This is a genomic window from Verrucosispora sp. FIM060022, from assembly GCF_003977705.1.
Lineage (GTDB): Bacteria > Actinomycetota > Actinomycetes > Mycobacteriales > Micromonosporaceae > Micromonospora > Micromonospora gifhornensis.
The window spans coordinates 39,823-55,282 of record NZ_RQIV01000016.1; the positions used below are offsets into that span (position 1 = coordinate 39,823).

Annotated in this window: 9 protein-coding genes and 1 pseudogene; 3 read left to right on the plus strand and 7 right to left on the minus strand. The window is 67.8% G+C overall.

The annotated features are described in order from the left end of the window. Positions 1-43 precede the first annotated feature (43 nt). Positions 44-2,944 carry an immunoglobulin-like domain-containing protein gene (locus EG812_RS27455; RefSeq protein WP_126713291.1) on the minus strand — a complete coding sequence of 967 codons (2,901 nt, stop codon included), beginning with the start codon at positions 2,942-2,944 and terminating at the stop codon, positions 44-46. Positions 2,945-3,189: 245 nt separating this feature from the next. On the opposite strand from EG812_RS27455, the gene EG812_RS27460 reads away from it, so the two are divergent. Beyond that, positions 3,190-4,110, plus strand: a complete 921-nt coding sequence (locus EG812_RS27460; RefSeq protein WP_126713292.1) for an NADP-dependent oxidoreductase — start codon at positions 3,190-3,192, stop codon at positions 4,108-4,110. Between the two features lie 107 nt (positions 4,111-4,217). Here the strand turns inward: EG812_RS27460 and EG812_RS27465 are convergent, their stop codons facing one another. Continuing rightward, the gene (locus tag EG812_RS27465) at positions 4,218-6,905 is read right to left on the minus strand and encodes a M20/M25/M40 family metallo-hydrolase (RefSeq protein WP_158632560.1); all 2,688 of its coding nucleotides are present in this window, start codon (positions 6,903-6,905) and stop codon (positions 4,218-4,220) included. Positions 6,906-7,351: 446 nt separating this feature from the next. Here EG812_RS27465 and EG812_RS27470 point away from each other — a divergent pair, with 446 nt between their 5' ends. Continuing rightward, on the plus strand, positions 7,352-8,671 hold the full coding sequence (locus EG812_RS27470; protein WP_232510792.1) for a serine/threonine-protein kinase: 1,320 nt from the start codon (positions 7,352-7,354) through the stop codon (positions 8,669-8,671). Here the strand turns inward: EG812_RS27470 and EG812_RS27475 are convergent. Continuing rightward, entirely contained in the window at positions 8,610-9,191 is a 582-nt protein-coding gene (locus EG812_RS27475; RefSeq protein WP_126713294.1) for a hypothetical protein, read from the minus strand. The two genes, EG812_RS27470 and EG812_RS27475, sit on opposite strands and share 62 nt — an antisense overlap. Positions 9,192-9,627: 436 nt before the next feature. Here EG812_RS27475 and EG812_RS27480 point away from each other — a divergent pair, with 436 nt between their 5' ends. Beyond that, a complete protein-coding gene (locus tag EG812_RS27480) occupies positions 9,628-11,751 on the plus strand; it encodes an N-6 DNA methylase (RefSeq protein ID WP_233579666.1) in 2,124 nt (707 codons plus the stop codon). A 47-nt stretch (positions 11,752-11,798) separates the two neighbouring features. Here the strand turns inward: EG812_RS27480 and EG812_RS27485 are convergent. The 4 genes and pseudogenes from EG812_RS27485 to EG812_RS27500 all read right to left on the minus strand — a co-directional run. Then, positions 11,799-11,918, minus strand: a pseudogene (locus EG812_RS27485) (hypothetical protein); the annotation flags it as partial. A 72-nt stretch (positions 11,919-11,990) separates the two neighbouring features. Further along, positions 11,991-13,649: an ABC transporter permease gene (locus tag EG812_RS27490; RefSeq protein WP_126713295.1), complete on the minus strand. Its 1,659-nt coding sequence runs from the start codon at positions 13,647-13,649 to the stop codon at positions 11,991-11,993. Further along, positions 13,649-14,563 carry an ABC transporter ATP-binding protein gene (locus EG812_RS27495; RefSeq protein WP_013733253.1) on the minus strand — a complete coding sequence of 305 codons (915 nt, stop codon included), beginning with the start codon at positions 14,561-14,563 and terminating at the stop codon, positions 13,649-13,651. Before EG812_RS27495 ends, EG812_RS27490 begins: the two co-directional genes overlap by 1 nt. A gap of 111 nt (positions 14,564-14,674) precedes the next feature. Next, entirely contained in the window at positions 14,675-15,367 is a 693-nt protein-coding gene (locus tag EG812_RS27500) for a TetR/AcrR family transcriptional regulator (protein ID WP_126713296.1), read from the minus strand. Positions 15,368-15,460: the final 93 nt, after the last annotated feature.

The window sequence follows — 15,460 nt, forward strand, 5'->3', positions numbered from 1 at the left end:
TCTTTGTGGCGGTTTCCACACCGCCTCGGCGTACCTGTGCCGGCTACCGCACCGTCAGGTTCTGATAGGTGTCGGCGTGACCCTGGTAGGTCGGGTTGCCGGAGTAGGCCACGTGGACCCGGTAGTTCCCGCGCTTCAGACCGGCGGTCTGCAGCGTGACGACGGCCTTACCGTCGACAAGCGACACCACCTGCACGCTGTCGGCGAAGGTGACCGTGACCTCGCCGGTCGGGGTCGACGCGTCCTTCTTCGGCCCACCCTTCGGCTCGACCGTCACGTTCAACGTGAACGTGTCGCCCCGGACCACCGACGCCGGCGCGGCCTTCGCGTGGACCTTGACAGCCTTCGAACCCTGGGGCACCTGGACCGACGCCGTACCCGCCGACGCCTTCAGGTAGTCGACGCCGAGGTACTCGGCCTTGACCGACCGGGTACCCGCAGGCAGCCCCGTCGGCAGCGTGACCGTGGCCGCGCCGTCGGTCAGGTAGGCGACCTCCGACCACGAGCCGACGCTGAAGCGCACCTGACCGCCGGTCTCGAACCCGTCGGCCGCGGTGACCGTGGCGGTCGCCGTGGTCGTCTGGGCCCCGCTCGCGTACGGCTCGACCGACACCTCGGTGGTGGTCGTGACGTCGCTGTTCGGGATCCCCCGGATGTCGTTCCACTCGCGCAGGGTCAGCGGGATCACCGTGCCGTGACGCGGCCGGACGACACCGGCGTTGGTCATCGTGATCGGCTTGGCGTTCCAGGTCGGCGCCTCGATGTCCTCGTGGCAGGCGGCCTGGTAGCCACCACCGTTGGTGTACCGGTCACCCCAGAGGTAGAACTCGCCGGGGCAGGCGGTGTCACCAGGGTTGGCCTTGAAGATGACCGGCCCCTCGTAGCCCTGGTTGGCGACCCACGTCGTGCGTCCCAGCGCCGGAGCCAGCAGCGTCCAGTTGTTGATGTTGCTGTCCAGGAAGTCGGTGTGCTTCTCCGAGAAGATGTCCGAACCCTGGTTACCGGCCTCGTTCTTGGTCACCCGGTAGTAGTGGTCGCCGACCTTGATGGCGGTCGTGTCGATCCGCGACAGCGGCGCCGGGTCCTGCCAGACCTGCGGAGCGGAGAACGTCTGGAAGTCGCGCGTCGTGGCGTACCACATCTGCGCGTTGCCCTGACCCGTACGGTTCACCGGGTTGTTCCACAGCGACTGCGCCCAGAAGACGACGTAGGCGCCGATCTCGTCGACCCACAACGACTCGGGTGCGAAGGCGTTGCCCGCGTCGTCGGGGGCGACCTTCACGTGCCGCTGCGGAGTCCAGTTGACCAGGTCGTGCGACTCGAACACCTCGATGTACTGGGTGTCGTTGATGGCGTAGCCGCCCTGGTCGTACCAGTTCAGGTCGGTGGCGATCATGTAGAACGTGTCGCCGTCGGGTGAGCGGACGATGTGCGGGTCACGAAGGCCCTGGTCGCCCAGCTGGGAGATGAGCGACGGCCGACCCCCGGTCAGACCGGTCCAGTCCAGCGCGGTGTTGCCGTTGGAGGTGGCGAACATGATCTGCTCACCGTCGGCGATCCCCTCACCCTTGAAGTACCCCATGAAGTACCGCTCGTACTCCTCGGTCCGGGGCATGGCGGTGATGGTCACCGGGAACGACTTGGTCTTCGACGCCGACCCCTTGGTGATGGTCGCGGTCAGGGTGGCCTCGACATCCGCACGACCGAAGGCGGGACGGGTCACCTCACCGGTGCCGGTGACGAGGTCGGTGGTCGACGTCCAGGTGATCGTGGACCCGAACTCGCCGGTCGCCGGGAGGTTGATGTTGCCGCGTACGTCGTCGGTGGCGTACAGGGTCAGGTCGAGCGTGTCACGGTCGACCGCCTGCGCGTTGTCGAACTCGGCCTTCACCACGACAGGGATGTCCCGCGTGGCGACCTCCGTAGCGCCCTTGCGGACCGTCGCGGTGAGGACGGCTGTCGCGTCGGGCTGTCCCTGCGCGGGCCGGGTGATCCGGCCGGTCACCGGCACCTTGCGGGCGCTGGTGAGCGCCGGCGGAGTGTAGACCGCGACGACCGACGGATCCGAACTCGTCCAGGTGATGGCCGAGCCCGCTGCGGAGCCCACCTTGGGCAGCACGATGTCGCGTACGATCGCGCTGGTCAGACCGAGGTCGATGGCGGCGGCGTCGGCGCGGACGCCGTCGGAGACGGTCCGCTGCGCCAGCGCCAGCGTCTCGTCCGGGCTCACTGCCCGGTCGTAGATGCGGAAGTCCCGGAGCGTGCCGCGGAACGAGTAGTGGCCCGAGTTCTGCGAGCGGGCGAGGAAGTTGCAGTTGGTTCCCGCGGCGTTCACCGACGGCGGCGTGGTCAGGTTCGTCTGCGTCGCGTGCAGCACGCCGTCGAGGTAGAGCCGACCGGTCCAGCTGGTGCCGTTCGGGTTCAGCGACTGGGTGTACGTGACGTGCGTCCACGCCCCCTCGGTCATCCGGACCCGGTTCTGCTGCAGGTTCGCCGAACCCACCGCGACGCGGAACCGCTGGGTGTTCGACGCGAAGATGGCGCCCTGGCCGCCGGTGTCGGCGTCACACGACCCGGACTTCGCGCCGAAGCTCCACATCTGGTGCTCGCCGACGTTCGCCGGGTCGATCCACACGTCGTAGTCGACGGTGAGGTTCGACATCCCGGCGGTGAGGTTCTCCGGCAGCTTCACGTACGCGCCTTCAAGGGCGCCCTCGTACGAGTCGGGGTTGAACCTGACTCCGTTCCCGGTCAACGTCGCCTTCTGCGGGTTGACGAGGGTGGCGTTCGCCGCCGCGCCGGCGCTACCGGAGTTGACAAGCGTCGTTCCGCTGGTCTCGTCGAGGGCGAAGCGGTGCACCAGGCCCTCGTTGAGCTGGTCGTCAGCCGCGTACGAGGGGGTGGCCGCGAACGAGGTCGAGAGAAGCGCACCCAGGGCAAGCACCGCGATGGTTCTGCCCTTGCGATTCAGCCTGGGACGTGACCTTGGCTGTCTCGATCTCAATGGGTCCTCCTTGGGTGGTGGTGGACTCTCCGGTGTGGACGAGAGCGTTGTTAACGCTAACTTCGACGTACTGCCAGGTCAACGAGCGATGCGGTACTGCCGTGAGCTCGGCTACACGTCCTTGCCCCTGACGTCGGCGTCAGCAATTAGCGTCGCCGGTCGACAACGAGTGAGGGAGTACGACGATGAGCCGCGCGTTTGGGTATCGCACCTTCGGTGGCCCGGAGGTCCAGTTCTACTTCGATCGGCCCGATCCACGGCCCGGCGATGGGGAGGTCCTCATCCAGGTGCGGGCCATCGGGGTGGCCCGCATCGATCACATGCTCCGGTCCGGACTCGTCCGGGCGCTCAACGGGCACCTTCCCTTCCCGCAGGTGATGGGGATGGAGGCCGCCGGCGACGTGCTCGCGGTCGGTACCGGCGTCACCGACATCACGGTGGGCGACGCGGTGTTCGGGTTCGCGCTCAGCGGCGCCGGCACGTACGCCCAGATGACGCTCCTGCCGGCGGCGAACGCGGCTCGTAAGCCGGAGGCCCTGCCCTACGAGTGGGCGGCGACGATACCGGTCTCCGGCACCACCGCCCTCGACGGGCTCGACCGGCTCGATCTGCCGGAGGGCTCCACACTGCTGATCAACGGCATCGGGGGCAGCACGGGCCAGATCACCGCGCAGCTCGCTCGAGCGCGGGGCCTGACGGTCATCGGAACCGGCAGCGACAGCAAGCGTGCCGAAGCCGAGGCTCTCGGCGTCACCTTCGCCAGCTACACCGTCGGTGACGTCGTCGAACAGGTACGCGATGTCGCTCCGGCCGGTGTCGACGGCCTGATCGACCTCGTCGGCGGCGACTCGCTGCGGTCGGTCGCCGCGCTGGTGACGGATGCCCGGCAACTGTTGTCGGCCGCCGACGTCGCCGTCAGCGACCTGGGCGGCGAGTACCTGCCCCGCCGCCTCGACCGGGCGTCACTGGAGACGGTTGCCGCACTGATGCTCAACGGCACCGTCGATCCGCGGATCACCCGCACGTTCAGCTTCGACCAGAGCGCGGAGGCACTGGCTGCCGTGGAGACCGGTCACACCGCCGGCAAGCTGGTGATCGCTGTCTGACACGCCGCCGACAGCGGCGATGGACCCCGGCGGCATGACGCACGGAGTGGAACCACCACCGTTGGCAGTGGTTCCACTCCGTTGTCAACGTGCTTCGTACCGCGGCGTCACACGATGGAGATCGACCGCACCTGGGTGTTGCCCTTGGTGTCGACGTACACCTTGTGATCGCCGACGGTGTAGGTGCCAGCGGCATTGTTGTTGATGGTGAACGTGGCCGTCACCGCAGACTCGCTGCCGTCGACATGCGTCCGCTGCACCGTGATGGTCAACTCGTTCGTGTTGCCCTTCAACTTCTTCACCACCGCCGCAGGCTTCGCATCGACGACCGCGTTGGCAACTGTCACGTAGACCGCGTCGGGCGAAGAGAACTCCGCGTTCTTCTGCCCATCACCGAACAGGAAGAAGCCTCGCTGTTCGATCGCCCCACGCCCGGGGAACGGATCCGGGTTCGAGGCCAGGTACGCCGGATTGACGGTGTACAGGTCCGTCTTGGAATCCGCGAGGATGGTCCGCACCCCGGTGTACGGTGCGTCGGTGATCGCGAGGTTGACCGACAGGTAGATGGCGTCGGGGTTGTTGGCCGACATGCGCGAGAAGAAGTACTTGTCCGCACTCTGCCCCGCAGGAACGGCCAGCGGTACGACCCTGTCGCCGACCAGGATGTTGAACTGGAAGTCGCCGTAGCCGCCGGCCACGAACTTCGCCCAGGCCGCGTCCGACATGTGGTCGGGGCGCTCCACCTTGAACTCCAGACGCATCGGCGCCACGTACGTGCTGTTGAGGTACTCGGGGTCGGTCAGGGGCAGGTAGACCCCTCCCGGGGCGTGCCCCAGTGCGAAAGCCGACGCGGTCGGGGCCGAGTTGCCCCGCCCGTTCCACATCGGGATGTTGAACGAGGTGGCACCGAGCAGGGCCTGGTTGCCCAGCTGGTTCGTGCCGACAGCGGCCGACGCGTCCTTGAAGGTTCCGATCGTGACGTCGAGCAGGTCGAGGTCCGAGCGGTCGGCGTTCAACCCCGGCATGTCCGCCCACATGAACTTGGCACCGGCGGGCCCGGAGTACCGGGCCATCTCCAGCATGCCATCGGCCATGATCTTGGTCATCTGCACCGCAGAGTCGACCTTCATCCGCTCGTTCGCCGTGTGCCACCAGCGCTCGTTACCCGGGAGGACGGCGCCGAAGGCAGTCATCTTGTTGCGGAAGTTGCTGGCCAGGGTGCCGCCGGTCGTGCCCTGCGGATAGACCACATCCCTGAGGGAATGGGGATCCGCGAACTCGTCCGGGTTGTGGTCGATCGAGGCCTGGTAGCTGCCGAACTGAAGAGCCGTCAGCGGATTGTCGTGAGTGACGTACAACCCGGCGCCGATGGGCGAGCCGAGGTTGCCGATGGTGAAACCCTTCGCCTGGAAGGCGGCCGTGACCGCAGCCGTCGCCTGGCCGGAGTCAGCCGCGGTGACGTGCATGCTGCGCACATACATCGGCATGCTGAGGTTGCCGGAGGCGTCCGTGTAAAAGCTTGTCGGCGTCTCGGAATTGATGTTTGCCATGAGGGCCAGGGTCAGGTTCGGCGTGCCGTTGTTCGGGTTGCGCAACAGGTTCGCCGGGATTCCCATGTACTTGCCGATATAGGCTTCGCCTTCGACACCGTCGCGGAAGAACAGGTCAGCGATGCCGTCGGCGGCCTTCTTCAACTGCATGTCGGCAGCCGTGCTTCCCAATGCGCCGAGTCCCTTGGAAAGGAGGAACATTCCCCACACGACGGCATTCTTGCCATACTGCGGGGTCGGCATCTCCATCGCCACATCGGTGTTGATCTCCAGCGTGAGCGAGTCGCCGGCGATCGTGGTCTGCACCTTGGGCGTGGTACGCGGAGCAGCCGGGAGCCAACCCTTCGTGGTCGCGGCAGCGGTGATCGCCGACACGAACCGGTCGCGCTCGGCGGAGCCGACCCCCGCCACGTCGAGGGTGAAGATGGCCCGCGAGGCGATCTGCGTGGTGCTGCCGTAGGCGATGTCCTTGAGCGTCGGATCGCCTTCACGCAGGGTGACGCCGGCGGTCGCGGCCGTCAGCCGGAAGGCCTTCGTACGGTCGGCGGACAAGTCCATCGACACCGACGGAGTCACCGATCCGGAGTTTCCGACAATGACCGGGAACCGCGAGTCGGAGGTGTAGGCCGCAATCGGGGTCTCTTCCCGATTGAGGTTCTTGTAGGCCCAGTTGTCGTAGAAGCTCGGATTCGAGTTGTACGGGATGGACTGGAAAGTGGCGGTGTTCGCCGCCGAGGGCGTGCCAGGACCGCCATCTTCGTAGATCCCCATGACGATGCGGATTCGTCGGTCCATAGGCAGTCCGGCCTCCAGCAGCGCCTTGGCCGCGAGCAGCGTCGCCAGCGTCGGGCCGCTGTCATCCTGAATGCCCGCCCCGTAGACCCAGCCGTCCTTGATATAGGGCGAGTGGTAGGCACCAGGAGTGCCGAGATTGCCATCGGCGTCCCGCCAGCGAGCCAACTGGGCTGCCGAAACGGAAGCCGTCGGCGAGTCGAGGTGACTCAACGCCATGATCATCTCCGGGGCGTCCGGATCACCGATCTCCGCGTAGACGTACTTGTCGGGTTGGCGTTGGACGACCACCGGGAAACCCAGGTCGGTGGCCAGCTTGACCACCCAGGCGAGCTTGGCGACCTTGCGGTCGTACTCGTACTGGTTGGCCGGGGTGTTGCTGACCGGGAACGGGTACGCCGTCGCGGCCGTACCGCCTCGGGAGATGGAGTCGTAGCTCGACCCGTCCAGCATCGCCCCGACCAGGCTGAGCGGGTCGTAGGTGCCGTCCCCCGCCCGCGCGCTGTTGACACGTCCGGCCAACGCCTCGACTTCCGCGTGAATGGCGTCCCGCTCGGCGTCGGACACGGACAGGTCGTAGGTGATGCTCGGCTGGAAGCCCTCCTCGGCGACGCTGGTCGCGGAGGCGTTGGGCGCGGGCGCAAGGGTCGCCGCGAGGGACGCGGCGAGCAGGACGGCGAAACTGGTCGTCCGTCTGTCTCTCATGATTGCTCCAGAACAGGGGGATAACGCGGTAGGGACAGCACACGCCAGCCGTGCCGCCAGCGGCCGACGGCGCGGAATATCTTGAGGATGATCTGAGCACCGGCCAGTACTGCAAGACAGGACCCGCCGGACGCACCGACCATGATCACCCCCCGCGTGCGGGTGGTGACGGGGGCTGTCAGGTCGCGGTCGAGATGACCGCTATGCTGGGCTTCGTGGTGCCCGGCACGAGCCTCAAAGATCGCTACCGGCTGGGCCGGTTTCCCTTGGCGCACAAGGGAATGGGCGAGGTCTGGTCCGCACATGACGCTCTGCTCGACCGCCCTGTCATCGTGAAGTTCGTCAGTCCGGCCATGTCGGACCGGGACGTCGTACGCCGATTCCGCCGCGAGGCGTTGCTGACCGCTCGACTCGACCACCCCGGCGTGCCGGCCGTCTACGACCTGGGCGAGCACGCCGGCCAGCCCTACGTGGTGCTTCAGAAGATCGACGGGATCACGCTCACGGACCTGCTGGCCGAGCAGGGCCCTCTGCCGATCTCATGGGTGGCTGCCATCGGCGCACAGGTCAGCAGCGTTCTCCTCGCGGCACAGCAGATCCACCTGGTGCACCGCGACATCAAGCCGAGCAACATCATGCTGGACACCCACGGCGCGGCGAAGGTGCTCGACTTCGGCTTGGCGGTGATCCGCGACGACGAACGCTATTCAAAGATCACGCAGACCGGGCAGAGCATGGGCACGGTCGGTTACATGTCGCCCGAGCAGATCCTCGGCGAGCACACCGACCACCGCACCGACCTGTACGGGCTGGGAGCCACGCTCTTCGACCTGCTCACCGGCCATCCACCGTTTGACGGCGTCACCACGATGACCACTGTGCGCCATCAGATCGCCGATCCCCCGCCACGCCCCACCCAGCGGCGACCGGACATTCCCCGTGCGGTCGACGATCTGGTGCACTCGCTCCTGGCGGTCGATCCCGACGATCGCCCGGACACCGCTGCGGAGGTCTACGCGCTCCTGGCGCCACTCGCCCGCGAGTTGCCACCGATACCCGGCGTCCTGACCGACACCGTCGAGGCGGTGCAGGCGTACGCCGCGATCGTGGGACGAGTACCCCGCCCGGCCCTGCTCACGTCACCGACGACGAGCGCCCTCGCGGCGTCCGACCTGGAGCAGTCCCTCGAAGAGGCTGAACACCTGCACGCGGCAGGCGAATTCCGTGCCGCCGCACGACGGTGGCGGCACCTGGCCACGCAGCACGAACAGTTGCACGGCGAGAACCATCCCCTGGTCTTCGACCTCCGGCTCCGGGCCGCCCGAGCGCACATACCGCTCGGCGAGCATGGCCGCGCCTCGCGCCAGCTCGACGCTTTGTTGCAGGAGCGCCTGCGTGCGGCCGGGCCGGAGGATGCCGTGGTGCTGGCGCTGCGCCGAGAGATCGCACACCTCATGGCGCAGCGGCAGAGGTTGCCCCGCTCCCGGTCAGACGGACCAGCCGCGGATCGCTGAACGCCGGCGGCAGCAGCACCGCCTTCTGCTCAGGGAAGCGACCGGGGTCGTACCGGAAGATCCGGGCACAGTTCTGCCCACGCGTCTCGGTCGCCAACGCACGCCCGGCCAGTGACGAGTACATGCTGCTGTGCTTCCACCAGGCCGCTTCCTCGCCGTGGCGGTCGAAGCCACGGCCGCTGGCCGCGTGCCCGAACACGTCGTGCACCGCACGGAACATGTCGTTCTCGCCGTCGCTGAGATACGGATGGGCATTGCCACTGGCTGCGCTGGCCCACACCATCAACCGGCGCTGCCGGACGTCGTCGACCATCGCCGCCACGTTCGGGTATGGGTCGACGTCGACGATGTGCACCGATATACCGAGACCTCCGAACTCCACCCGGCCGATCAGGAAGTGGTACTGCTGCACTGTTTCGCGGCAGAACGCGGCGTACGCGGGATAGGCCCGCTCGTCCCGGGTCGGGGCCGCCATGTAGGCGTCGGCGATGGCCGCGCCGACGACGGGGTCAAGGCGCACTCGCCGGTACACATGAGCGGCCGGAATGCGGGCTCCCCGGCAGTACCGCGCCACGCCCTCGCTGACGTAGGCCACTGGCGGAAAGCACGGGGACAAGACAGTGGACGCTGCGGATGCGAGCAAGGGTGCTCATGGTCCTCCTTCAGTCGGTGGGACGGGCTGGGTACTGGTCAGCGAACTGACGAGGGTGGCTGCGGCTCGCGCACCGCGACGTCGACGCCCCGCGTCGAGTGCTGCTCACGACGAAGCAGATCACCGAGAATCCGAATCTCGGACCGCCGACGGTCCTGGTGGACCTTCGCGAACTTTCCGATGGTGGTGCTGTGTCCACGACGGGGCATGACTCCTCCAGAAGGCTATGAACCGCGAATCGCCACGAACGATAACCCGTTGTGAACTCGGTACACAAGGGCGGTAGACGTGCTAACGTTCACGCGTGACTACTGAGTCGAGCGGGACCGCCAACGCGGCAACATTGACTGCCAGCGGCATCGCGCGACTGGCCAATGTGGGTCGAGCGGCGGTCAGCAACTGGCGACGCCGGTACGCCGACTTCCCGACTCCCGTCGGCGGCACCCCGGCCAGCCCATCGTTCGACGCGCAGGAGGTCGAGCACTGGCTACACCGCCACGGTCGACTGCACCAGACCAGCATCGAACAGCAGGCCTGGCGGCACATCGAGAGCTACCAGCCCGCCGCGCACATCAGCGACGTCCTCGGCATCGTCGGCGCCCACCTCCTCGCCCGAGCCGCACGGCCCGATGACTCCGGCGACAGCCCGCCGACCCCGCGACAGCTCGTCGCCCGCCTCCGCGCGCTCGACGCCACGCTGGCCACGATGGTCTCCGACGCGCTGCCGAGGCAGTGGACCGCGCAGCTCACCGCGCTCCTGCGCTCGGCCGACCAACTCAGCTCGGCACGTGGCGCCGAGTCCGCTTTCGAATACCTGCACAGTCAGTACGTGAGCTCCGCCCAATCGGTGTCCGGACTCGCCGGCACACCGGAGAGCGTGGCTGACGTGATGGTGGCTGTCGCCGGCGTCGGCACCCACACCTTCGACTTCACCAGCGGCACAGGGTCGATCCTGCGCATGGCCGCCGACCGGGCGCTACGAAGCGGTGCCACCACCCGATGCTTCGCCCAGGAGATCAACCCTCAGTACGCCCTGATCACGTCGTTGCGGCTATGGTTCGTGCACCTGCGGGCACAGCAGGCCGGACATCACACACCACCGCCGGTCGTCCACGTCGGCGACAGCTTGCTCGCCGACGCCCTGCCCGACCTACGCGCCGACGTCGTCGTCGCGAACTTCCCGTTCGGCATCCACGACTGGGGTCACGACCGCCTCGCCTACGACCCCCGCTGGACCTACGGCCTACCCCCACGCACCGAACCCGAACTCGCCTGGGTGCAACACGCCCTGGCGCACCTCTCCCCCAACGGCACCGCCGTTGTGCTCATGCCCCCCGCTACCGCGTCACGGCCCGCCGGCCGACGCATACGTGCCGAACTGATCCGTCGTCACGCGCTACGCGCGATCATCGCCCTGCCCGCCGGACTGATGCCGCCGACGAACATCGGACTGCACATCTGGGTCCTCGCCCAACCCGATCCACAGCACCCGCGCGTCGGCGAACTCCTCTTCGTCGACGCCACCGCCAGCACCGGTCAAGACCTCACCGACACCATCGGCACCGCCTGGACCGCCTACCAATCCCACCACTACGCGCAGGCACCCGGCGTCCACCGCACCATCGCCGCCATCGATCTACTCGACGACGAAGTCGACCTGACACCGCAGCGTCACGTACCACAACCCACCGAACTCACCGCCGAACCGGCGCGGATCATCGCCAACCTCAGCGACTTCGACCACCTGCTCGAACAGCTGCGACACAGCCTGCCCGCCGTACACCAGACAGACACCGCGCCGCTGCGCCAAGCCCCACACGCCGACATTGCCGACCTCATCCGATCCGGCAGCTTCTCCGTGCACCGGACCGCGACCCGCAGACGAGCCGCCAACGCCACGGTCAATACGCGCGTACTGACCGCCGCCGACATCATGTCCGGCGGCCCCGCCACCGGCTACACCGTCCGCGCCACAGACGAACCCCCAGGACCCCGAGTACGCACCGACGACATCCTCATCTCCGTCATCGGCCACAAAATCAACGCCCGAGTCGCCACCTCAGAACAGCTCGATGCCGAACTCGGGCCAGGCACTCAACTGATCCGCGTCGACACCACCCGCTTCGACCCGTGGTTCGTCGCCGGCGTCATCTCCCGCACCGACAACCTCCGCATCGCCGGCAGAGCAGCCAGCACCATCAACGGCGCCGCGCGCATCGACATCAAACGACTCACCATTCCCGTGATGCCGCTGAGCCAACAGCAGGCCTACGGACAAGCCTTCCGTAAACTCGCCGAGTTCCGAACCACCCTCGACCGAATAACAGGATCCGGCGCCGTCCTGGCACGGGAAATCGTCGACGGCCTCACGACAGGCACTCTCGGCCTCACGCCATCAGTCACGGGGGGTGATCCTCGAGCCTGGTAGACCAGTACGCGATACCGGGCCACCTCCCCGTTGGACGGAGCGTCACCTGCCAGGGAGCCGTCCATCGCCGCGTAGACGTACCTCCCGTCCGGCGAGGTCGTGAGGGCCTCGAGGGTCGCGTTCTCGGGTGCCTCACCATTCGGCGCGACCCGGACAGATCGTTCCAATGTGCAGGCACACGCTCGCCGGCGTTTCGGTTGTCAGGGTGTGCTGGCCTCCGCACGGATCTCGAAGACGGCTCAGGCACCACCGGCCAGGTCGCGTCGCTTGAGGGCGACTGTGGCCGCCCGGAGCAGCGCTGCGGAGAGCAGGGTCAGCACCGCGACCGCAACCACGTTGACGTCCTCCAGCGGGTATTCGCCGATGTGCGCGAACGGTGACAGGTCAAGCACGGCGTCGGGGATGTCGAGGATCGGGGCGAAGTAGCTGGCGATCAGGCCGTAGCCGAGCGCCACCCAGATCACCGGTAGTGCCCTCGGTGCGATCGCGTACAGCAGGGCAGCGATGGCCATGATCTGCCAGACCGCCGGTGTGTGGGCGACGTGGCCGAGCAGCAGCGTCCCGATCAGCCCGGGGTCTTGTGTGCTCAGAGCGGCACCGACGCCCATGCCGACTCCGGCGAGCAGCAGCAGCCAGGCCACGCCGACTGCGGTGACGGCGACGTGACTGCCGAGCCAGGCCGTCCGGCTCACCGCCGTGGCCAGGACCGGCTCGGCCCGCCCGTCGGTCTCCTCGGCACGAAGCGTGTGCACGGCCAGCACCGCGTAAACGCCGACGGCAAGCGCCATGGTCACACCCATCATGCCGAGGTAGCCGTCGAGCATGTTCTCCGAGCCGCCCATGATCGCCAGCAGGTCTTCCGGGGCGTCGGCGAAACTGTCGATCAGCGGTTGGGTGAACGAGCCGTACGCCACACCGGCAACGATCAGGGCGATGCTCCAGCCGATCAGTCCGGCCCGCTGTAGCCGGAACGCGAGCGCGAGCGGACTGGCCAGCCAGGCAGCGGCCCGGGGTGCGCCGGGGCGTGGTGGCAGCAGGCCGGCACCGAAATCCCGGCGCGCCGACAGCCCGTAGCCCACCGCCGCGGTCCCCACCGCGAACAGCAGCGATATGGCCAGTGGCCACCAGCGGTCATACACGTATGGTGCGGCCTGCTGGGACCAGCCGATCGGCGACAGCCAGGACAACCAGGACGGTCCGCTGTCCTGCACCGCCGCCATGTCGCCCAGCCCGCGCAGGACGAACGCGGCGCCGAGCGCGGCACCGGCGGCACCGGCGGCCGCACGCGGGTATTCCGACAGTTGCACCGTGACCGCGGCGATGCCGGCGAAGGCCAGCGCCGTCGCACCGACGGACGCACCGAACAGCACCGATCCGGCCAGGTCGTAGCTGCGGCCGGCCATCATGGCGCCGATCAGCAGGGTGACCAGCACCGCCATCGCGACCGTGACGACCAGGGCCGCGGTGAGCTGGGCGTGCCGGCCCAGCACGTTCGCACGGATCAGCTCAGCGCGGCCGGAGCGTTCCTCGGCGCGGGTGTGCCGCACGACGGTGAGCAGCCCCATCAAGCCGGCGCCGATGGTCACGTAGAGGCCGTACTGGCCGGCGAGGAACCGTTCGATGGTCAGCTGGTCGAACCCGAGACCGCGTCCACCGAACAGCGCACCGGCGGGGCTGGCGGTGAAGGCGGTCAGACTCTCCAGTTCCTGTGGTGTCGAGGCGATGCTCTCCAGCGCGGTGGCGAAGTACGTCATCAGCAGTGCCAGGCCCAGCGTCCAGGCCGGGAAGCGGACCCGGTCCCGACGCAGCATGAACCGCAGCAGGATGGCAGTGCCGGTGACGGCGCTGGCCCGGAAACGGACGGGAGGTGTGGGGCGGCGTAGCGTCGTCGTGGCCATCACGCCACCTCCGTAGCGCCGGAGCGGGTGAACTGGTCGCCGTAGTGACGTAGCAGCAACTGCTCCAGCGTCGGTGGACGGACGGTCAGCCCCTGCACGTCCAGATCACCCAGCTGACGCACCACGGCGGCGAGGTGGTCGCCGTCGACCTCGAAGCGGATGTGACCGTTCTCGGCGCGCAGTCCGTGCACGCCGGCCGCGCCGGCCAAGGCATCGATGGGCCGGTCGGTGATCGCGTCGACCGTTGTCCGGGTCAAGTGCCGCAAGTCGCTCAGCGAGCCGGTCTCGACGATGGCACCTTGGCGGATGATCGAGACCTGGTCGGCGAGGACCTCGACCTGGGCGAGGATGTGACTCGACAGCAGCACCGTACGCCCGGCGTCCTTGGCCTCGCGGATGCACTCCTGGAACACCGCCTCCATCAGCGGGTCCAGCCCGGCCGTGGGCTCGTCGAGCAGCAGCAGTTCCACGTCGCTTGCCAGCGCCGCGACCAGGGCGACCTTCTGCCGATTGCCCTTGGAGTAGGTGCGGCCCTTCTTACTCGGATCCAGGTCGAAACGCTGGCACAGCTCATCGCGTCGGACCGGGTCGGTACCGCCGCGTAGCCGGGCGAACAGATCGATCGCCTCACCGCCGGTGAGGTTGGGCCACAGCTCCACGTCGCCGGGCACGTAGGCGAGCCGGCGATGCAGGGTCACTGCGTCCGCCCACGGGTCACCACCGAGCAGCCGGACCTGGCCGGCGTCCGCGCGTAGCAGCCCGAGCAGGATCCGAATGGTGGTGGACTTGCCCGCGCCGTTGGGGCCGAGGAAGCCGTGCACGGTACCGGTGGCGACCCGCAGGTCCAGTCCATCCAGCGCCCGTACCCGACCGAAAGACTTGTCGACGTGTCGGATGTCAATGGCAGTAGTCATCGCGGTAGACCTCGTTCGAGGAGAGCCCGGCACGGGCCGGGGGAAGATGTCGTCGATCGCCTGGCGTCGACGAGGGAAGAAGGGCCACACGCCCGAGGGGCAGGGTGGTGACTAGCCTGCAGCGGTGTCCGCGTCACCGGGGGACGGCGGATCCGGGACGTACATCAGGTACTCATCGAGCATCGACCGGTCGGTGAGCAGCCCTTCGGCGAACAGTTCCAGGGCGGGCAACGCGAAATCATCCATGTAGCGACGGAACAGGTGTGCGAACTCCTCCGGGGCGGCATCGGCCCCGTGCAAGGTGAACCACAGCACCATGCTGCCCGTGGCCTGATAGGCCAGATAGCGCGTACGCGCGGCCCCATCCCGACTGGGCTTGATCACCCCGGCGCTTTCGCCCGCTGACAGGTACGCCTCCGCGTCGGCGATCATGGCTTCGATCAGTGTCGCCGCCAACTCGCCGCCGGCCTGCAAGCTGCGAAGCAGATACCTCACCATCGGCGCGTACTGCTCTACCTCGGCCAGCTGCGCCAGCAGCGTCGCGCCGGTGCCGTCGGTCAGCACCTTGGCCTTCTGCTCACGCATCACCGCGAGTACATGGCTGTCGCAGGCGCGCCGCAGCCCGTCCTTTGAACCGAAGTGGTGGACGATCAGTCCGGCAGTGACACCGGCGTCGGCCGCGAGGGCCCGCAACCCGACTCGAAAGCCGTCACGGGCGAACCGGGCGATAGCGGCATCGCGGATGCGACCCACGGTGGCGAACTCACCGCCGTGCTTGTCGGAACTTACCTCTCTCGAGGCCACGACATCAGATTAAACAGTTGTTCAACCGGCGCGCAATACCGACCACGCCCCAGACAACGGGGATACCGTCGGTCCGCGCCGCTGCCCATGGGC

Bases quoted from the DNA above. Each gene is read 5' to 3' on its own strand.
- EG812_RS27490 (WP_126713295.1), bottom strand. From the start codon at position 13,649: ATGGCCACGACGACGCTACGCCGCCCCACACCTCCCGTCCGTTTCCGG.
- EG812_RS27470 (WP_232510792.1), top strand. From the start codon at position 7,352: ATGACCGCTATGCTGGGCTTCGTGGTGCCCGGCACGAGCCTCAAAGAT.
- EG812_RS27460 (WP_126713292.1), top strand. From the start codon at position 3,190: ATGAGCCGCGCGTTTGGGTATCGCACCTTCGGTGGCCCGGAGGTCCAG.
- EG812_RS27465 (WP_158632560.1), bottom strand. From the start codon at position 6,905: ATGCTGGACGGGTCGAGCTACGACTCCATCTCCCGAGGCGGTACGGCC.
- EG812_RS27495 (WP_013733253.1), bottom strand. From the start codon at position 14,563: ATGACTACTGCCATTGACATCCGACACGTCGACAAGTCTTTCGGTCGG.